The sequence below is a fragment of the Cupriavidus sp. IK-TO18 genome, from assembly GCF_015549295.1.
Taxonomy (GTDB): Bacteria; Pseudomonadota; Gammaproteobacteria; order Burkholderiales; family Burkholderiaceae; genus Cupriavidus; species Cupriavidus oxalaticus_A.
This window is the reverse complement of record NZ_JADGMP010000014.1, coordinates 61,375-77,789: the sequence shown is the minus strand read 5'-3', so window position 1 is coordinate 77,789 and position 16,415 is coordinate 61,375. Positions and strand designations below refer to the sequence as shown.

16 protein-coding genes are annotated in these 16,415 nt (G+C 69.1%); 5 read left to right on the top strand and 11 right to left on the bottom strand.

From position 1 onward, the window contains the following. Window positions 1-7 precede the first annotated feature (7 nt). Complete coding sequence (locus tag IPF36_RS12180) at window positions 8-364, bottom strand: hypothetical protein (protein ID WP_135703392.1); 357 nt, start codon at window positions 362-364, stop codon at window positions 8-10. A 10-nt stretch (window positions 365-374) separates the two neighbouring features. Next, complete coding sequence (locus IPF36_RS12175; protein WP_135703391.1) at window positions 375-1,736, bottom strand: acyclic terpene utilization AtuA family protein; 1,362 nt, start codon at window positions 1,734-1,736, stop codon at window positions 375-377. Between the two features lie 114 nt (window positions 1,737-1,850). Between IPF36_RS12175 and IPF36_RS12170 the strand changes: the two genes are divergently transcribed. Then, entirely contained in the window at window positions 1,851-2,756 is a 906-nt protein-coding gene (locus IPF36_RS12170; protein ID WP_133097185.1) for a LysR family transcriptional regulator, read from the top strand. A 65-nt stretch (window positions 2,757-2,821) separates the two neighbouring features. Here IPF36_RS12170 and IPF36_RS12165 read toward each other — a convergent pair whose 3' ends face one another. The 8 genes from IPF36_RS12165 to IPF36_RS12130 form a co-directional block, all read right to left on the bottom strand. Further along, on the bottom strand, window positions 2,822-3,619 hold the full coding sequence (locus IPF36_RS12165) for an SDR family oxidoreductase (RefSeq protein ID WP_195428039.1): 798 nt from the start codon (window positions 3,617-3,619) through the stop codon (window positions 2,822-2,824). A 77-nt stretch (window positions 3,620-3,696) separates the two neighbouring features. Continuing rightward, window positions 3,697-4,833 (bottom strand): ABC transporter substrate-binding protein, encoded by a 1,137-nt coding sequence (locus IPF36_RS12160; protein WP_133097126.1) that lies wholly within the window; start codon window positions 4,831-4,833, stop codon window positions 3,697-3,699. A 285-nt stretch (window positions 4,834-5,118) separates the two neighbouring features. Beyond that, window positions 5,119-5,631: a DUF1269 domain-containing protein gene (locus IPF36_RS12155; protein ID WP_133097127.1), complete on the bottom strand. Its 513-nt coding sequence runs from the start codon at window positions 5,629-5,631 to the stop codon at window positions 5,119-5,121. Between the two features lie 228 nt (window positions 5,632-5,859). After that, entirely contained in the window at window positions 5,860-7,296 is a 1,437-nt protein-coding gene (locus IPF36_RS12150) for an acetate kinase (RefSeq protein ID WP_133097128.1), read from the bottom strand. Window positions 7,297-7,371: 75 nt separating this feature from the next. Then, a complete protein-coding gene (locus tag IPF36_RS12145) occupies window positions 7,372-8,229 on the bottom strand; it encodes a flagellin (protein ID WP_195428038.1) in 858 nt (285 codons plus the stop codon). Window positions 8,230-8,239: 10 nt separating this feature from the next. Beyond that, a complete protein-coding gene (locus IPF36_RS12140) occupies window positions 8,240-8,938 on the bottom strand; it encodes a C39 family peptidase (protein WP_195428037.1) in 699 nt (232 codons plus the stop codon). Continuing rightward, on the bottom strand, window positions 8,938-9,372 hold the full coding sequence (locus tag IPF36_RS12135; protein ID WP_133097131.1) for a hypothetical protein: 435 nt from the start codon (window positions 9,370-9,372) through the stop codon (window positions 8,938-8,940). The genes IPF36_RS12140 and IPF36_RS12135 overlap by 1 nt, the downstream gene beginning before the upstream one ends. Before the next feature lie 188 nt (window positions 9,373-9,560). Then, entirely contained in the window at window positions 9,561-11,066 is a 1,506-nt protein-coding gene (locus IPF36_RS12130) for a hypothetical protein (protein WP_195428036.1), read from the bottom strand. 711 nt (window positions 11,067-11,777) lie between these two features. Here IPF36_RS12130 and IPF36_RS12125 point away from each other — a divergent pair. The 4 genes from IPF36_RS12125 (at window position 11,778) to IPF36_RS12110 (ending at window position 15,648) form a co-directional block, all read left to right on the top strand. Continuing rightward, window positions 11,778-12,560, top strand: a complete 783-nt coding sequence (locus tag IPF36_RS12125; protein ID WP_133097133.1) for a GntR family transcriptional regulator — start codon at window positions 11,778-11,780, stop codon at window positions 12,558-12,560. 90 nt (window positions 12,561-12,650) lie between these two features. Next, entirely contained in the window at window positions 12,651-13,700 is a 1,050-nt protein-coding gene (locus IPF36_RS12120; protein ID WP_133097134.1) for a tripartite tricarboxylate transporter substrate binding protein, read from the top strand. Window positions 13,701-13,702: 2 nt separating this feature from the next. Then, on the top strand, window positions 13,703-15,016 hold the full coding sequence (locus IPF36_RS12115) for an aconitase/3-isopropylmalate dehydratase large subunit family protein (protein ID WP_368671144.1): 1,314 nt from the start codon (window positions 13,703-13,705) through the stop codon (window positions 15,014-15,016). Between the two features lie 62 nt (window positions 15,017-15,078). Further along, window positions 15,079-15,648, top strand: coding sequence for a 3-isopropylmalate dehydratase (locus IPF36_RS12110; protein ID WP_195428034.1), 570 nt, complete (start codon window positions 15,079-15,081; stop codon window positions 15,646-15,648). A gap of 22 nt (window positions 15,649-15,670) precedes the next feature. Here IPF36_RS12110 and IPF36_RS12105 read toward each other — a convergent pair whose 3' ends face one another. Then, window positions 15,671-16,366, bottom strand: coding sequence for a phosphoribosyltransferase (locus IPF36_RS12105; RefSeq protein WP_135703382.1), 696 nt, complete (start codon window positions 16,364-16,366; stop codon window positions 15,671-15,673). Window positions 16,367-16,415: the final 49 nt, after the last annotated feature.

The following is a 16,415-nucleotide window of genomic DNA, read 5'->3' as shown; positions in this document are numbered from 1 at the left end:
TGCAGATTCAGGGTGCGGCGGTCACCAGCCGCGGCGGCAGCGGGATCTGCAGCTGCAGCAGGCGGAACGACAGCGCCTTGCCGTGGGTGTCGAGGTTGAGCGCGTCATTGACGCCGCCGTCGAGCACGCCGTCGATGACAAAATTCATGGCGTGCAGCGACGGCACTAGGTAGCGCGTGACGGCGCCGGGCCGGCGCTCGCTGAACAGCGTGCGCACGGCGTCCTCGGTGACGTGGGCAACCAGGTGCTCGTAGTCGTGCGCGTCGTAGGCGATCACGCTGATGTTGGAACGGTCGCCCTTGTCGCCGGTGCGACCGTGGGCGAACTGGTAGAGCGAGGCGGTAGCGATATCGATCGTGGTCATGGCGTCGTCCTCAGGCGATGAAGCGATGCGTGGCGCTGACGGCTGCGCGCGGCACCAGGCACGACACGGCGTTCAGGCGCGCGCGCTGTCCCGTGCGCACGCCGCCGCCGCCGGCGGGGCCGCAGGTGTAGAGCGCGTTGACCTCGCGCAGCAGCGCCTGCGCCACCGCGGCATCGTCATGCGCCAGCGCGGCGCGCAGGCGCACGTCCTGCGCTTCGGCTTCGTGCGGCTGGCGCCGGGCGAGCATCGTGCCGGCGTCGTCGGCCAATACGCTGAGCACGCCGATCAGGTCGAAGCGGATCGGCACGTCATGGCCCAGCATCTGCATGCGCCGGCGCAGGATGTCGGCCGCCAGGCGCGCGCGGGCGGCGGCGTTCGGGCCGGCATAGGAAATCTCGCCTTCGGCCAGCCAGCCGCCGTGGCTGAACACATTGGCCTTGAGCTGGGCCGGCTGTGCGTGGCCGCGCACGTTGCGCACCGCCACGCGGTCGGGGCCGATCTGCGTGACGGTGACGGCGCTGATGTCGGCCACTACGTCAGGGGTCAGGTATGCGGCCGGATCGTGGACCTCGTACAGCAATTGCTCCTTGACCGTGCGCAGGTCGACGCAGCCGCCGGTATTGGCCGCCTTGAAGATCTCGATGGCGCCGTCTTCGGCGAGCTGCGCGATCGGGAAACCCAGCGCGTGGACATCGGGTACGTCCTTCATGCCGGGATCGGCAAAGTAGCCGCCGGTGACCTGGGCCCCGCATTCGAGCAGGTGGCCGGCCATGGTGGCCGCGGCGAGCCGGTCCCAGTCGTCCCACGACCAGCCGTGATGCGCCATCGCCGGCCCCACCGCCAGCGCCGGGTCGGCGACGCGGCCGCACACCACGACCTGCGCGCCGTCGGCCAGCGCGGCGGCGATGCCTTGCGCGCCGATATAGGCATTGGCGCAGACAAAGCGGCCGGCGTCGAAGGCGTCTCCAAGGATGCCCTGCAGCAGCGTGCGGCCAGCGTCTTGCGAGAGATCGTCGCCCTCCACCACCGCCACGCGCGGCGCAGGCAGGCCGAGTTCGCCTGCCAGCTGCAGCACGCGCCGCGCCGCGGCGTGCGGATTGGCCGCGCCGAAATTGCCGACGATGGGAATGCCGTGTTGCAGGCACAGGCCGAGCACCGGCGCCAGCAGCGCGTCGAGCAGGGGTTCGTAGCCGTGCGCGGGATCGTTGCGCCGCGCCAGCTGCGCCAGCGCCAGCGTGCGTTCGGCCAGTGTCTCGAAGATCAGCGCCGCGGGCTGGCCGGCGGCGATCAGCGTGCGCACCACCGGCAACGCGGCGTCGGTACGGTCGCCGGAGAAGCCGGCGCCGGAGCCGATGAGCAAGGGAGCAGTCATGGTCGGGGGCAAGGTTGTTGGCGGGGTCGAAGCCATTCTAGGCCGGTACCGTCCAGCCAAAAAACGGATTATTTGGATTAATCTATCGACTTGCTGGATAAATATGAAGCCTCGATGAACCTGTCGGTCAAGCACCTGCGCGCCTTCGTGGCGCTGGCGACCTACCGCAACTTCACCCGCGCGGCGCGCGCCTGCCACCTGTCGCAGTCGGCCTTCAGCGCACTGGTGCAGACGCTGGAGGAGCAGGCGGGCAGCCGCCTGTTCGAGCGCACCACGCGCCACGTGGAGCTGAGCACCGACGGCGTGCGCTTCGAGCAGACTGCGCGGCGGCTGCTGGCGGATTTCGAAGCGGCGTTCGAAGACCTGCGCGCGCACGCCGAGCGGCGCAAGGGCCGCGTGTCGATCGCCGCGCTGCCGTCGCTGGCGGGGGGCGACCTGCCGCCGCTGCTGGCGCAGTTCCGCGCACGCTACCCGGGCATCGTGCTGGAACTGTTCGACCAGCTCGCCGATGGCTGCATCGAGCTGGTCCGGCAGGGCCGCGCCGACTTTGCGCTGGCACCCGCGCCGGCGCAGGACGACGACCTGCGCGTCGAGCCGCTGGTGCGCGACACGTTCCACCTGGTTTGCCCGGCCGGCCATCCGCTCGCGCGCAAGCGCCGCATCGCGCCTCAAGCCCTGGCGGGCGAGCCGTTTATCCAGCTGTCGCGCACGACCAGCGTGCGCCAGCATCTCGATGCGGCGCTGCACCCGTTGCGGCTGCACAGCGTGATGGAGGTGGAGCACCTGGCAACCGTGGCGGCGCTGGTGCAGGCGGGACTCGGCATCAGCGCGGTGCCGTCGCTGGCGCTGTTCCAGTTCCGGCGCGAGGGCCTGGCGATCCGGCCGCTGCAGCTGCCGTCACTGGTGCGCGATATCTGCCTGGTGCGGATGAAGGACCGCGGCGACTCCGCTGCCGCCGCGGCGATGATCGAAAGCCTGCAGGCGTTCTACCGCGGCGGCAAGGCGCCGGCGCGGCGCTGAAACGCGGACATCGCCGTCACCGGAATGGCACGCAGAATTGGGTACGCTTTGCCGTTGGCGGCGGGTCAGAAGTGGCCCAGGTAGCCGCCGTCGACCGCCAGCACGTGCCCGGTGATATACGACGCCGCCGGCGATGCCAGGAATACCGCCGCGCCCGCGATCTCTTCCGGGCGGCCCCAGCGGCCCAGCGAGGTGCGCTGGCGCAGCCACTCGGCCACGCTCTCGTCGTCGACCATGGGCTGGTTCGGTTCGGTGGCGAAGTAGCCGGGCGCGATCGCGTTGACGGTGACGCCGAAGCGGCCCAGGTCCGCGGCCAGCGCGCGCGTCAGCGCGTCCAGGCCGCCCTTGGTGGCGGGATAGAGTACGTCGCCCGCGCGCGCCACCTGGCCCGCGATCGAGCTGACGTTGACGATGCGGCCGTACTGCCCGCGCTGCATCCGTTGCGCGGCGTGGCGGCACAGCGTGTAGGGCGCGACCAGGTTGGTCTCGAGCATGGCGCGCAGGTCGCCGGCATCGAGCTGCGCCATCGAGCTGCGGTTGCGCGCGCCGGCATTGTTGACCAGGACATCGAGCCGGCCGTGGGCGGCATCGATCCGCGCGAACGCCGCCTCGACCGCCGCTTCATCGGTGATGTCCAGCACCAGCGCCTCGGCGCTGCCGCCGCGAGCGGCCAGCGTGGCAACCGCGTCATGCACGCGTGCCTCGCTGCGCGCGGCCACCAGCACGTGGGCCCCGGCATCGGCCAGCCCGGCGGCAATCGCCAGGCCCAGGCCCTGCGCGCCGCCGGTCACCAGCGCGACGCGGCCATGCAACGAGAATGTGGTACGCGCGGCGGCGTCGGGAGATGAGGTAGGAGTAGCCATGCGGGCGAATATACCGCAGCAGGCCGGCCCGCGTGGCGCGGAACCGGCATGCCCCGCAGGCCTGTCCGCCCGCCCGCTCAGCGGATCAGCTTGCCGGTGGACGAGACGATCGACATCTCGACGAAGGACGAGCCGGTATGGCGCGTGGGGCTGTAGCTGATCAGGATGCCGCCGAGGTCGTAGTCGCGCAGGCCTTCGAGCGCGCTGACCAGGCGCTCGCGCGTCGGCTCGGGCCCGGCGCGGCGCAGGCCTTCCACCAGCACCTTGGCCGACATGAAGCCTTCCATGCCGGCGTTGGACGGCTCCACGCCCTGCTGGCGGGCCTGGCTGCGGTATTCGCTGGCAAGCGTCATCTGGCTGGAGTTGGTGCCCGGCACCACCTGCGTGATGATCAGGCCGCGCGCATCGTCGCCCAGCTCGCGGATAAAGGAATCGGCAGCGTTGTTAGACAGCGTGACGAACTGCGCCTGGCTGCCGGCGCTGCGCAACTCGCGGATGATGCGCGCGGCTTCCGAGCCCGAGCCGATCACCAGCACCGCCTGCGGGTTAGCCTTGTTCATGGTGGCAACGCCCTGGCTGATGTCGCCCATCGGCCGCGCGAAACTGACGGTCGCCGCCGGCTGCACGCCGCGCGCCTGCAGCGCGGTGGTATAGCCTTCGAGCACGTCCTGGCCGAAGCCGTCGGTGGTGTGGAAAATGCCGATCCGGCTCATGCCGGTGGTGGCCAGGTGGTTGATCGCGCGCGCGACTTCATCCTGGTACTTGGCGCGCACGTTGAACACGTAGCGGTTCACCGGCCGGTGCAGCGTGATCGCGCCGGTCAGCGGCGCCACCAGTGGCACCTTGTGCGCGGCGACCAGCGGCAGGATGCTCTCGTTCTGCGGCGTGCCGCGCACCATGAACAGCGCGAACACCTTGTCTTCGTCGAGCAGCTTGCGCACGTTGTCCGGCGTGCGCTTGGCATCGAAGCCATCGTCGTAGGTGACCAGCTCGATGCGCCGGCCCGCCACGCCGCCGCTGGCGTTGACCGTGCGCAGGTACACCTGCGCGCCGGCGATCTGTTCCTTGACCGAACCGGCGACGGGGCCGGTGATGCCGGCCGACTGGCCGATGCGGATGGTGTTGCGGGTCACGCCCGGTTCCGCCTGCGCCGTTTGCACGGCCCATCCAAGCGTGGCGGCCAGCATGCCGCACGCGATCCATTTCGCCTTCATCGATTGCCCCCTCTGGTATGTCGTTATTCTGATGCGCGCTGTTGCGAGCTTACGCGCGCTGCGCACGGCAACGGCCATGCGCCGTTGCGAAAATTACCGCATGCGCCAGGTCAGGGCAAACAGGAGGTGGTGGGGTGTTGCAGCGGCATCACACCGGAACCGGAGGGCGGTTCCGGCGTGGCCAGCTACGCGCTAAGAGATGCGCGTCAAAGTGCGCCGCGCGGGCGCACGAGAGAGACTGCGAATGGCCTTGCCATCGCGACGGCAAGGCTTGCTGCGGACGGATCAGGGGAAGGCCGGCACGGCCGGATCGAGACCGGCGAAACGGGCTTCCGGGTGCGCGTTCTGCAGCAGCGTTTCGATTTCCTCGACGCGGCCGCGCGGCACGTCGACCATCAGCAGGATCTTGCCCGCCTCGATGTCCTTCTCGAACGCGCGCAGGCGGCTGTTGGGCGCGGAACTGCCGATCATGCTCGCGGCCCATGCGCCGAACACCGCGCCGAGCACCGCCAGCACCCCGACCAGGCCCCATTGCGGCGTATCGCTGACGATCGGGAACATCGCCACTACCGCGCCGGCCACCACGCCCACGCCGCCACCGACCACCAGGCCCATTTCCGCGGCATGGACGATATCGGAGGTCTGGAACAGGTTGGCCTCGTGCAGGCCCGTCATGTCTTCGCCGTCGCGCGCCACGAAGTGGATGCGGCGGTTCTCGACGCGGGCGAGCAGCAGGTCGTCCATGGTGCGGCGGGCGCTCGCCACGTCGGGCAACAACCAGAAGATGCGTTTGCGCATGTCTCTCTCCTTGTTCAGGCCGCGCCGATGGTGTGGGTAGACCGGGTGAGAAAGTACCGCTGACGGCGCGGGGTTATTTCGTTGTACGCCGTTCGGGGGGCAAGCGCAAGGCAAGTGCCGGAGCGCTGCGCGTGCGCGCGCGCATGTGACGCGCACGCGTGCCCTGCCTGCTGCAAGGCACACGTCACGTGAGTCAGAAACGCCTGGAAAAGCGCGGCGAAAGCCGCCTCAGAAAGTGATCGGCAGGCGCAGGTTGACCTGCAGGTCGGGCGTGTCACGCGTCAGGCCCGCACCCACCGACAGGTTCAGCGTGTAGCGGTCGTTGAAGCGGTACGAGTAGCCCACCAGCAACGTGCCTTGCGTGATGCGCACCGAGCCTGGCACAGTCTGTCCGTTCTGCTTGGTCGGCCAGATGATGGCCTGGTCATAGCCGATACTGAACGACGCCTTCTCGTTGAGCGACAGGCCCATGCCAAAGCTGAACTCGAAGATATCGCCCGGGGCGATCTTGCCCAGGTTCTCCGTCTGGCCGTTGAGCACGGTGCGGCTGACGTTGTCGCGCGCAAAGTTGTGCAGGTAGCTGAAGGTGCCGAAGAACACCGCCGGATCGGTCGGCAGCAGCCAGGTGATACCCGGCTGGATTGCCTGGAAGCCGGTGCCGGTCGGCATGCTGAGCGGCAGGCCGGTGCCGGTGGTATTGCCTATGCAACGCGTCACGCAATCGGTCACCACTTCGAACGGGTCCCTGCCGGTGGCGGACTTGTAGCGCAGCCAGCCAACGAAGTACGGGATTTTCTCGTTGCCGTAGTTCAGCTGGTAGCGCACGGTCGCCTCGACGTCGCCAATGCCGCTACCACTGGCATTGAACACGTTGTCGACGGCGGTGCCGGTGAAGACTTCACGGCTCACGGTCGAGCCCGACGTATGCACGTAAGGCACCTTGGCCTCGACTTCCAGCCGCTTGGTCACGCCATAGCGCAGCGCGATCGACGGGATGTAGGTCGAGGTCTTGACCTCGCGCACGTCGAGCAGGCCGATCAGGATCGCGGGGATCACCGTATAGCCGACCAGCGCCACGCGGTTGTTGGAGGAGTAGCCGTACTGGAAGCCTGGCTCGAGCACCAGCTTGCCCTGTGCGGTCAGCACGCCGGGCTGGTCGATGATCGGCGCGATCTCGGGCGGCCGGGTCTCGCGCTCGGGCGGACGGCCCACGGGTTCTTCCACGGCCACGGTCTGGGGGTTGGCGGACTCGCCCGCCTGCGGGCCCTGCGCGACATCCTGCGGCGGCTGCAGCGTGATCTGCTGCGGGTTGTTGACCGCGTTGGGCGCGCTCTGCGCCGCGCTGGCCGCCGCCGCAGCGGTGGCGGCATTGGTGGCGTTGTTGGAGGGCGACACACCGCCCCCGACACCCTGGCCGCCGCGCTTGGTGGCCAGTACCTCGTTGCTGATGACGCTGCGCAGCTCGCGAATGACTGCCTCTTGTTCGGCCAGCGCCCGCTTCATGGCGTCGAGCTGGGTGGCTTGTTCGGCGAGTTCCCTTTGCAGCGATTCCAGGCCTGCCGCGGGTCCCCCCGCATCGGGCGTCTGGGCCTGCGCCAGGCCGCCGAGCAACAGCAACGTCGAGCATCCGGCATTCCGGATGCCCTGCATCGACCGCTTCTTCATCACGTCTTCCTCCCCCGGGACGGGCGGGCTGTTGTCAGGAGCCCGCAACCTGTAGTGCCTGCTGCTTCGCTACGATTACCTCATGCTGGCGGCCCGCATCAACGCATCCTGCAGCGTCGCGTTGGCCAATTGCGACCGGAAGGCCTGCAGCGTATTCACGCTTGCGTCGATTGTCATCAGGCTCCGGATGCTCTGGTTGTCCATGCTGTTCTGAATCACCGTGGTGGGCGTGCCGGCCAGCGCCGCCACCGCGGCCGAGTTGCCAGGGCCGTTCTGGATCACGTTCAGCAAGCCGTTGGTCACCACCTGGCCCGTGCCGGTCGACACCACGGCAGCGGGCAGGCCGGCGGCGCCGCTGGCACTGGCGCTGCCGCCGTTGGCCGCAGCCGACGTGGCCGAGGAAGCCCCTGCGGCGCCGGCACTCGCACTACCGGCGGACCCGTTCGCGCCACCCTGAGCGCCGGCCGTGACGCCCGCCAGCGCGCTATCGACCGCGGCGTTGGTGGAAGCAATGATGGCGGGGCCCAGCGTCGTCGCCAGGCGCGCCGCCTGGTCCGCGGTGATGCGTCCGACGTCCGGGATGTTAATGCTGGTTGCGACGACCAGGGCCCCGTTGATGTACACAGCGCGTTCGATACCGAACGAAACCTGCAGGCCCGACATCTCGAAGCCGCCCCGCATCTCGTCAAGCTTGTCATGTGCGACCGGTTTCCAGCCGGCCATGCTGCCGCGCGCGGCAGCCACGGGTGTAGGGTCCCGGTCGCTGGCAGAAGCGGCCTGCGACGGCAGCGCCGACGGGTCGAGGCTGTCGGGCTGGGGTAGCGAACTGGCATGTGCCACGCCGGCACAGGCCAGGCCCGCACCAAGCAGCATCGCGGCCGCCGACGTGGCGGTGCGAGGCGCTGCTGGGGTCGGGAGGGAAGTCTGCAACATGATGCATTCCTCAGAAATCGCCAACGCCATGCTTGGGCATGACGGTGAAGAACAGGCTATCCCGGTTGACTCCCATCCAGTAAGGGCCGCTGGGCGCCAGGCGCCAGTCCGCGGCCAGGTTGAAGCGCGCGTTGTCCGTGCGGTTGTGGATCACGAACAACAGCTGGCTTTCCCATACTTTCTCGAAGTGCTCGCGTGACATGGCACGTGTTCCGCGGGCCGGATCACCGACCAGCACGCGGTTGCCTTTTACACCCTTGACCACCACGAAATGGTGGTAGCCGTTTTCCACGATCAGCACGATGGCCGGGATCTGCGTTTCCTCGAGCTTGGACAGCGGCAGCTCATAGCCGTCCGCCTCGTAGCCGAGCGCTGCCAGGAAACGTTTCATGTCCAGCAGCGAGAACCCCTCGGCGCGGATCTTTGCCTGGTCACCGTTGAGGTACATGGTCTGGAACACCGTGGCCTCGTTCATCGGATGGCCGTACTGGTAGGTCAGCAGCGTGGCCACCGCGGCAGAGCCGCAACTGAAATCGTATTGCTGGCGGATCGTGGATTTGAAGCGCGCTTCGCGAACGCTGGTGACCCTGACGCTGTAGGGTTCGCCGACCGGCCCGTAGAGATAGACATCCGCGGCATTGGCGCACGGAATGGCCCCCGTGGCCAACGCGAACGGTACAGACGCCAACAGGTTGCGCAGCAGCTTCATTATTTGAACTGGACGTTGAGGATCGTGGCGTTCTGGATCAGCACGTTGGAGCCGGAATTCTGGATTGCCGTAGGAATTCCAGAGGCGTTCGCGAACGCGCCGTCCGCAATATTGTTCGCACCGGACAACACATTGACTGCCGCGTTGTCAGCCACGGTGCCGTGCAAGCGCATGTCGTTGACAGTGACCTCCGAACCACCGCGGATATCGTCTAGTTTAGTCACAGGTACAGCTTTCGCCACCGCGCCGAACAATGTGGTATCGGCTGGAGCTGCAGGTTGCGTGTGAGCAACAGTCTCCTGAGGGATGCTTGCAACACTGCGTGCGGCTGCCATGGCCTCATCCAGCCCTGGCGGCTCTGCACTTGCCTTAAGTGCAGGACAGGCAAGTAGGACCGTCGCAAACGCACTGACGGCAATGCGGACCGATTGCATGGTGTCATCCTCCCCAGGCCTCGTGCACGTACCCTGTCCCGGGCGGCACTAAGGCATATAGGCTTGCGTGGACGTGACAGGACCCGCGCGCCCGCACACAGGATGCGGGCGCCGGTCCTGCCGACATGGCATCGCGAAGTGCCGGCCCGCCCTCGCAAGAAGCTCAGGCAGGGCCGAGTCTGCGCCTATCAGGGGCCAGCGTTGACGTTGGCCTGCACGTTCACGCTCATCTGCGTCAGCGAGGCGGCGCCGCTGTTCTGGCTCGCCATCATGATGCCCGCCGCGGACTGACCGACGCTGGTCATCAGGTTGGACATGTTGAAGTCGCCTGTGGTGACGACGACGTATCCGCCAGCGCCGCCAGCGCCACCAGCGCCGCCGTTGCCGACACCGCCAACGCCACCGGTACCGCCGGTGCCTGCACCGCCAGCGCCACCTGAGCCGCCGGCGCCACCGCTACCCGTGGTAGCGCTGCCGTTCGAGGCCGAGGTGCTGGCGCTGCCTGCAGATGCCGCACCACCAGCGCCACCGCCGCCGCCGGAAGCCGTCTGCGTGCCACCGGCACCGCCAGTGCCCGAGCCAGCGCCGCCAGTTGACGACGAGCCCGCGGTGTTCGTGCCGCCGGCGCCGCCGGAGCCGCTGCCCGCACCACCGGTCGCCGTCGCGCCGGAGCTTCCGGAACCGCCTGCGCCACCGGTAGCACCCGCTCCGCCGCCCGTGCCAGAGCCTGCGCCAGCCGTGTTGGTCCCGGCCGCGGCTGCGGTGCCACCCGCAGCGCCTGCACCGCCCGTGTCGGTACCCGCACCGTTAGCACTGCCGCCCGAGCCGCCAGAGCCGCCGGCTGCACCGGCCAGACCGCCAAGGGCTCCGCTGGCCCCCAGGGCATCACCGCCGATTGCACCGGCGCTGCCGCCACGGCCGCCTGCACCGAGCGAAGCGCTCAGAGCACCGCCACCCTTGCCAAAGCCATCGCCACCGCTGGCGCCCGCAGCGCCTGCCGCGCTAAGCGCGCTGCCGCCCTTGCCATAGCCGTCGCCGCCATTGGCACCCCAGTTGGAGGCACGTCCGCCGTCGCCGCCGTCGCCTGCCTTGGCCGAGCCTGCCTTGGCCCAACCAGCCGTGGCGCTGCCATTGGTTGCGGTGGCGCTACCGCCCACTGCACCGACGGCGCCGTCGCCGCCCGAACCACCTTGGCCAGTGCCGCCGGCGCCGCCCGTGCCGCCCTTGCCACCGTAGCCGGTGCCGCCGTTGGCACTACCGGTGTTCGTGGCAACGTTGCCAATGCCATAGATGTTGTTGCCGCTCACGGTGCCATTCAGCTTGCTGAGCGCGATTGCCGTGGTCTTGTTGAACGAACTGGCGATGCTGGACGATGCGGCGCCGCCAACAGCCGCCGCAGTCCCGATGCCGTCAGCCGAAGCCTTCAGGCGGTTGTCGGAATTGGTCTTGCTCTTCGTCTTCGTGACCGTGGTGGTCCGCGTGTCAGTACTGTTGTCGGTGCTGTTGTCGTTCTTCTGGATGGCCTTCGAGAACTCATTTGCCGATGCGCCGGCGCCGCTTTGGGTCGAGCTTGCCGTTGCCGTTTGGTTGTTGTCCCCCCCCCCGCTTACACCATCATTGAGGTTGATCGGATTGGCCCATGCCTGCCCCGCAAATGCCATGGCAATTGCCGACGCCAGTAAGGTCTTTTTCATTCCTAGCTCCCAGGAGTATTCACAGTGTCACTGCGGCTCAGCCTCCGGCCGGCGCTCACGTCCGGAACGACGTCTGGAGGTTCAGGTCCGGCAACTGCCAAACCGACCACCCCTAGCGCATAATCGGTGCCAGCTTCGCCACGTGAGGCGGCAAACCCTTGTGATACAAGGCCTGCCCGGTGCCAGCCGGGGGAACTTTCTAGCCGCTTGCGCCATCAATGGGGGCCCGCCTGCTGTGCACGCCAAACGACATGTCACACCGCTGTGACAACGCCCCCCAAGGCGACACAGGGGCTTCGCCACCCCTCCAAAAAAATTAATTAGATTTCAATGGCTTACTGATCGCCTCGGGAGTTGCCCGATGCGCCATGCCACGTATCGGCCCTGAAACACGATTCCCGAGGTGCCGCCGTCGTCTCCCATGTGGGCTGCCTCACATTGCGGCGATGTCCGTTTTTCGCCGCCAGATTCCGGTCATCGGTGCGTTCCTCAGGAAGCCCTTCGCCTGGCCCCGGCGGGGCGCCACCGGCACGCGCACGAGCGCCGCCGTGTGATCGGCCACTGGCTTGGCGCGATGCGGATGTCATGCTGAAGCGGCGCACGCGCACGTTGTATCCGAAGCGCCTCAGCCGCTATCCGTGCTAGGCTCTATGTCTGATTTAAAGTACATTAGAGGCATTACAGACTTGTCATCTCTCCACAAGGGAAACCATGAGTGAAGCCGTCGTTCCCCTGTATCACCAGATTTACGTGGTACTGCGCCAGCAGATCGTCGAAGGACGCTTCGGCCAGGGTCCCCTGCCGGGAGAAATCGACCTGGCCAAGCAGTTCCACGCCTCGCGCGTGACCATGCGCCGAGTGTTCGACCGGCTGGTGCAGGAAGGCCTGGTGCGGCGCCATCGTGGGCTCGGCACCTTCGTCAACCCGCACCCCGTGCGTCCCGCGTCGGCCACCGAGGAACGCGGCGCGAGCCTGCTCGACAACATCATCGACATGGGCCAGAAAACGTCGGTGAAGGTGATCTCGATCGACGAAGTCCACGCCACGCCCGACGTGGCCGAGTCGCTGCAGCTCCAGCCGGGCGACCCGGTGATCAAGATCGTGCGCGTGCGCCACTACCGCAACCGGCCGCTGTCGCATATCACCGTCTACCTGCCCGCGGACCTGGGCCGCCCGATCTCGCGCAAGGCGCTCGAGGAAACCCCGGTGCTGCGCCTGCTCGAGGCCGGCGGGGTCAAGCTGGGCCGTGCCAGCCAGGTACTGTCGGCACGCCTGGCAGACGTGGTGGTGGCGCCGCTGCTGGACGTGCCGGTGGGCGGCGCGCTGCTGGCGGTGCGCCGGGTGGTGAAGGACCAGGGCGGGCGCCCGGTGCAGCTGCTGCTGGGGCAGTACCGTCCCGACCGCTACGAATACCGCATGGAACTGTCACCCGCCGGCGTGGACAGCGCCAACGTCTGGGTGGAAAGCGAGACCCGCCCCGGCCTGCGCGACTGAGCCTGCCCGCGCGCCGCAAGCCAAAGGATGCGCGGGCACCCGAGTCGGGCGATACTGCGCACTCCCGATCACATCTAGCGAGGAGTCGTCATGCCAGTGTTCCGCCTGGTTTCGTCCAGCCCGACCCGTCAGTCTCCGCCTGTGTCCGCGCGCCGCACCGCGCTGCGCCGCGTTTCCGGCCTGGCCGCCCTGGCCGCCTGCGGGCTGATCCTGCCGCCTGGCGCCGCTGCCCAGGGGCAGGGCCAGGTCGCTGGCGGCAAGCCGATCCGGATCCTGGTGGGCGCCCCCGCCGGCGGCACCACCGACACGCTGGCGCGCACCATCGCCCAGGAGATGTCGCAGCTGCTGGAGCAGTCCGTGGTGGTCGAGAACCGGCCCGGCGCGGGCGGCAATATCGCCGCCGATCTGGTCGCCAAGAGCGCGCCGGACGGCAGCACGCTGCTGATGAGCTTCACCAGCCACACCATCAACGCCACGCTGTACAAGAAGCTGCCCTTCGACCCCGTGCAGGATTTCACGCCGGTCACACTGGTCGCCACCGTGCCCAGCGTGCTGGTGGCCACGCCGAAGCTGCCGGCCAACAACGTGCCCGAGCTGATCCGGCTGGCGCGCGCCGAGCCGGGCAAGCTGAACTTCGCCATCGGTTCGGTCGGCTCGTCGCTGCACATGGCCGGCGACATGTTCAAGATGATGACCGGCACCTATATCGTCAACATCCCGTACAAGGGCACCGCGCCGGCGCTTACCGACGTGCTGGCCGGACAGTGCGACCTGATGTTCGCCAGCACGATCAACGTGCTGCCGCACGTGCGCGCGGGCAAGCTCAAGGTGCTGGGCGTGACCAGCCCGGCGCCGATGCCCCAGTTCCCGGGCGCGGCGCCGATCGGCGCAACCGTCAAGGGTTTCGAGTCAAGCGCGTGGTTCGGCCTGTTCGGCCCGGCCGGCATGCCTGCGGAGCTCACGCAGGCGCTCTACCAGGCGGCGCGCAAGGGGCTGGAGTCGCCCTCGGTGCGCAAGCGCCTGGAAAACGACGGTGCGCAGCCGGTGGGCATGGCGCCCGAGGCATTTGCTGCCTTCGTCAAGCAGGACGTCAAGCGCTGGGCATCGGTGGTCAAGTATTCGGGAGCATCGCCGGAATGAGCGTGCCTGCGGACTCCCCTTGCGCGGAGGCGGCGGCCAGGCCGGCGACGCTGGCCCAGAAGCTGGTCGCCCGCGCCGCCGGACTGGACTATGCGGAGATCGGCACGGTGGCGATCTGCCGGGTCGACCTGGCGATGTCGCACGACTCCAGCGGCCCGCGCCGGGTTGCGCCGCTGCTGCAGGAGCTCGGCGTAAGCGTGTGGGACCCGTCGCGCTATGTCGTGGTGACCGATCACTTCGTGCCGGGCGGCGATGCCCAGGCCGAATCGATCCTGCGCTTCACCCGCGACTGGACGCGCCAGGCCGGCGCCGAGCTGATCGATGCCGAAGGCATCTGCCACGTGGTGCTGCCCGAACGCGGGCACGTCCTGCCGGGCCGCCTGATCGTCGGCGGCGACAGCCACAGCCCGACCGGCGGGGCGTTCGGCGCCTATATGTTCGGCGTGGGCGCCACCGAGATGGCCGGCGTGCTGGCCACCGGCGAGATCTGGCTGCGCGTGCCGCACACGATCCGGCTGGAATGGGACGGCGTGCTCGCAGCCGGGGTCTGCGCCAAGGACATCAACCTGTTCCTGTGCGCCACGCTCGGCCTGGGCGGCGGACGCTACGAAGCGATCGAGTACACCGGCAGCGCCGTTGCCGCGCTGCCGATGCAGGAGCGCATGACGCTGGCCAACATGAGCGCCGAACTGGGCGCGCAGACCGGCCTGGTCGCCCCCGATGCGGTCACGCTGGACTGGCTGGCACAGGCCGGCGTGCCGGCGCAGGTGCTGGCGCAGATCGACCTGGCGCACTGGCGCACCGACGCGCAGGCGCCCGTGCTGGCGCACCACCGCTTCGACGCCGCGGCGCTGGCGCCGCAGGTGGCCGCGCCGCATTCGCCGGCCAACAGCGCGCCGGTCGACCAGGCCGCCGGCGAGCCGGTGCAGATCGCCTACCTCGGCGCCTGCACCGGCGCCAAGCTGGAAGACCTGCGCATGGCCGCGCGCGTGTTGCGCGGACGCAGGGTCGCGCCGGGTGTCAAGCTGCAGGTGGCCGCCGCCTCGCGCCGCGACCAGCAGCAAGCCGAACGCGAAGGCACGCTCGCCATCCTGGCCGAGGCCGGCGCCAGCCTGCTGGCCAACGCCTGCGGCGCCTGCGCGGGCTATGGCGCCGCACGCTTCCCGGCCGGCAGCAGCGCCATTGCCTCGACCGCGCGCAATTTTTCCGGCCGCATGGGCGATGCCGGCAGCGCGGTGTGGCTGGGCTCGCCGATGACCGTGGCCGCCAGCGCCGTCACCGGCCGCATTACCGACCCGCGCACCTTGCTGCCATAAAGACATAGACATAGCGACGCGGCCTGACCACGTGCCCCGCGCAGGCGGGCCTGACCTCTTGCATGACTGCCCTTACCGCCCCCACACCGGCCCCCACACCGGCCCCCACACTGGCCCAAACCGCGGCCCAAACCACGGCCCCAACGCCGGCCGGCCGCATCTGGCGTTTCGGCGACAACGTCGACACCGATGCCATGGCTCCCGCCGTGCTGATGAAATCGCCGCTGCCCGTGCTGGCGCGGCACTGCCTGGCCTCGCTGCGCCCCGAGTTTCCAGGCAGCGTGCGGCCGGGCGATGTGCTGGTAGCGGGCGCCAACTTTGGCATCGGCTCCTCGCGCGAGCAAGCGCCGCAGGCGCTGCGCGAGCTGGGTGTGGGCGCGGTGGTGGCGCAGTCGTTCGGCGGGCTGTTCTACCGCAACGCGATCAACCTGGGACTGCCGGTGCTGGTGTGCGCGGAGGCCGCCCGGCTGGCCGACGGCGCCCGGGTGGCAGTGGACCTGGAGACGGCGCTGCTGCGCCTAGACGACGGCAGCACGGTGGCGTGCGAGCCGATCCCTGGCTTCCTGCGCGAAATCCTCGGCGCCGGGGGGTTGGTTCCGCACCTGAAGCGGCGCCTGGCCGCCCGGGCCTGATACTGACGCTGGCGCCGGCGCGTCAGCCCGCGCGCGTGGGGGTGGCCTGGCGCAGCAGCCCGAGCGCCTCGTCGTCGCTGGTCTGCGTGAAATCCAGGTAGAAAGAGCCAACCGCACCGAAGTTGGGCGGCGTATTCAGGCAGATCACCTCGTCGGCGGCCGCCTCCAGGCTGGCCAGCCCTTCCTGCGCGCCGACCGGTGTGGCCGCGATCACCCGCGCGGCGCCCGCCATGCGCACGCCTTCCAATGCGGCACGCATGGTCGCGCCGGTGGCGACGCCGTCATCGACCACGATCACGGTACGCCCGGCCCGCGCCGGCACCGGCGCGCCGCCGCGATAGCGCTGCTGGCGCCTGGCGATCTCGTCGAGCTGGCGCCCGCGTTCGGCATCGAAGCTGCCGCTTTCCACCGCTCGGCGCGCCCAGGGATCGTCGTTCACCACCGTATGCGGCCCGCCGCCGGCGGCATCGCCCTCGACCACGGCGCCCAGCGCCAGCTCCGGGTAGCCGGTGGCGCCGATCTTGCGCACCAGCAGCACGTCGAGCTGCGCACCGAGCGCGCGCGCCACCTCGAAGGCGACCGGCACGCCGCCGCGCGGCAGCGCCAGCACCAGTGCGGGCTGGTCGAGCTTGTCGGCGCCGAAGCCCAGCTCCGCCAGGCGGCGGCCAAGGTAATGGCCGGCTTCGCGGCGATCGGCAAAGCACGGTGGGACTGACATTGCGCGCTCCCGGTTGGCTGGCCGGCAGGTTCCCGGCCGGAGCACCGCA

What these genes read in the sequence shown, in the direction of transcription:
- IPF36_RS12180 (WP_135703392.1), bottom strand. Translation starts at nt 364, where the DNA reads ATGACCACGATCGATATCGCTACCGCCTCGCTCTACCAGTTCGCCCAC.
- IPF36_RS12175 (WP_135703391.1), bottom strand. Translation starts at nt 1,736, where the DNA reads ATGACTGCTCCCTTGCTCATCGGCTCCGGCGCCGGCTTCTCCGGCGAC.
- IPF36_RS12170 (WP_133097185.1), top strand. Translation starts at nt 1,851, where the DNA reads ATGAACCTGTCGGTCAAGCACCTGCGCGCCTTCGTGGCGCTGGCGACC.
- IPF36_RS12165 (WP_195428039.1), bottom strand. Translation starts at nt 3,619, where the DNA reads ATGGCTACTCCTACCTCATCTCCCGACGCCGCCGCGCGTACCACATTC.
- IPF36_RS12160 (WP_133097126.1), bottom strand. Translation starts at nt 4,833, where the DNA reads ATGAAGGCGAAATGGATCGCGTGCGGCATGCTGGCCGCCACGCTTGGA.
- IPF36_RS12155 (WP_133097127.1), bottom strand. Translation starts at nt 5,631, where the DNA reads ATGCGCAAACGCATCTTCTGGTTGTTGCCCGACGTGGCGAGCGCCCGC.
- IPF36_RS12150 (WP_133097128.1), bottom strand. Translation starts at nt 7,296, where the DNA reads ATGAAGAAGCGGTCGATGCAGGGCATCCGGAATGCCGGATGCTCGACG.
- IPF36_RS12145 (WP_195428038.1), bottom strand. Translation starts at nt 8,229, where the DNA reads ATGTTGCAGACTTCCCTCCCGACCCCAGCAGCGCCTCGCACCGCCACG.
- IPF36_RS12140 (WP_195428037.1), bottom strand. Translation starts at nt 8,938, where the DNA reads ATGAAGCTGCTGCGCAACCTGTTGGCGTCTGTACCGTTCGCGTTGGCC.
- IPF36_RS12135 (WP_133097131.1), bottom strand. Translation starts at nt 9,372, where the DNA reads ATGCAATCGGTCCGCATTGCCGTCAGTGCGTTTGCGACGGTCCTACTT.
- IPF36_RS12130 (WP_195428036.1), bottom strand. Translation starts at nt 11,066, where the DNA reads ATGAAAAAGACCTTACTGGCGTCGGCAATTGCCATGGCATTTGCGGGG.
- IPF36_RS12125 (WP_133097133.1), top strand. Translation starts at nt 11,778, where the DNA reads ATGAGTGAAGCCGTCGTTCCCCTGTATCACCAGATTTACGTGGTACTG.
- IPF36_RS12120 (WP_133097134.1), top strand. Translation starts at nt 12,651, where the DNA reads ATGCCAGTGTTCCGCCTGGTTTCGTCCAGCCCGACCCGTCAGTCTCCG.
- IPF36_RS12110 (WP_195428034.1), top strand. Translation starts at nt 15,079, where the DNA reads ATGACTGCCCTTACCGCCCCCACACCGGCCCCCACACCGGCCCCCACA.
- IPF36_RS12105 (WP_135703382.1), bottom strand. Translation starts at nt 16,366, where the DNA reads ATGTCAGTCCCACCGTGCTTTGCCGATCGCCGCGAAGCCGGCCATTAC.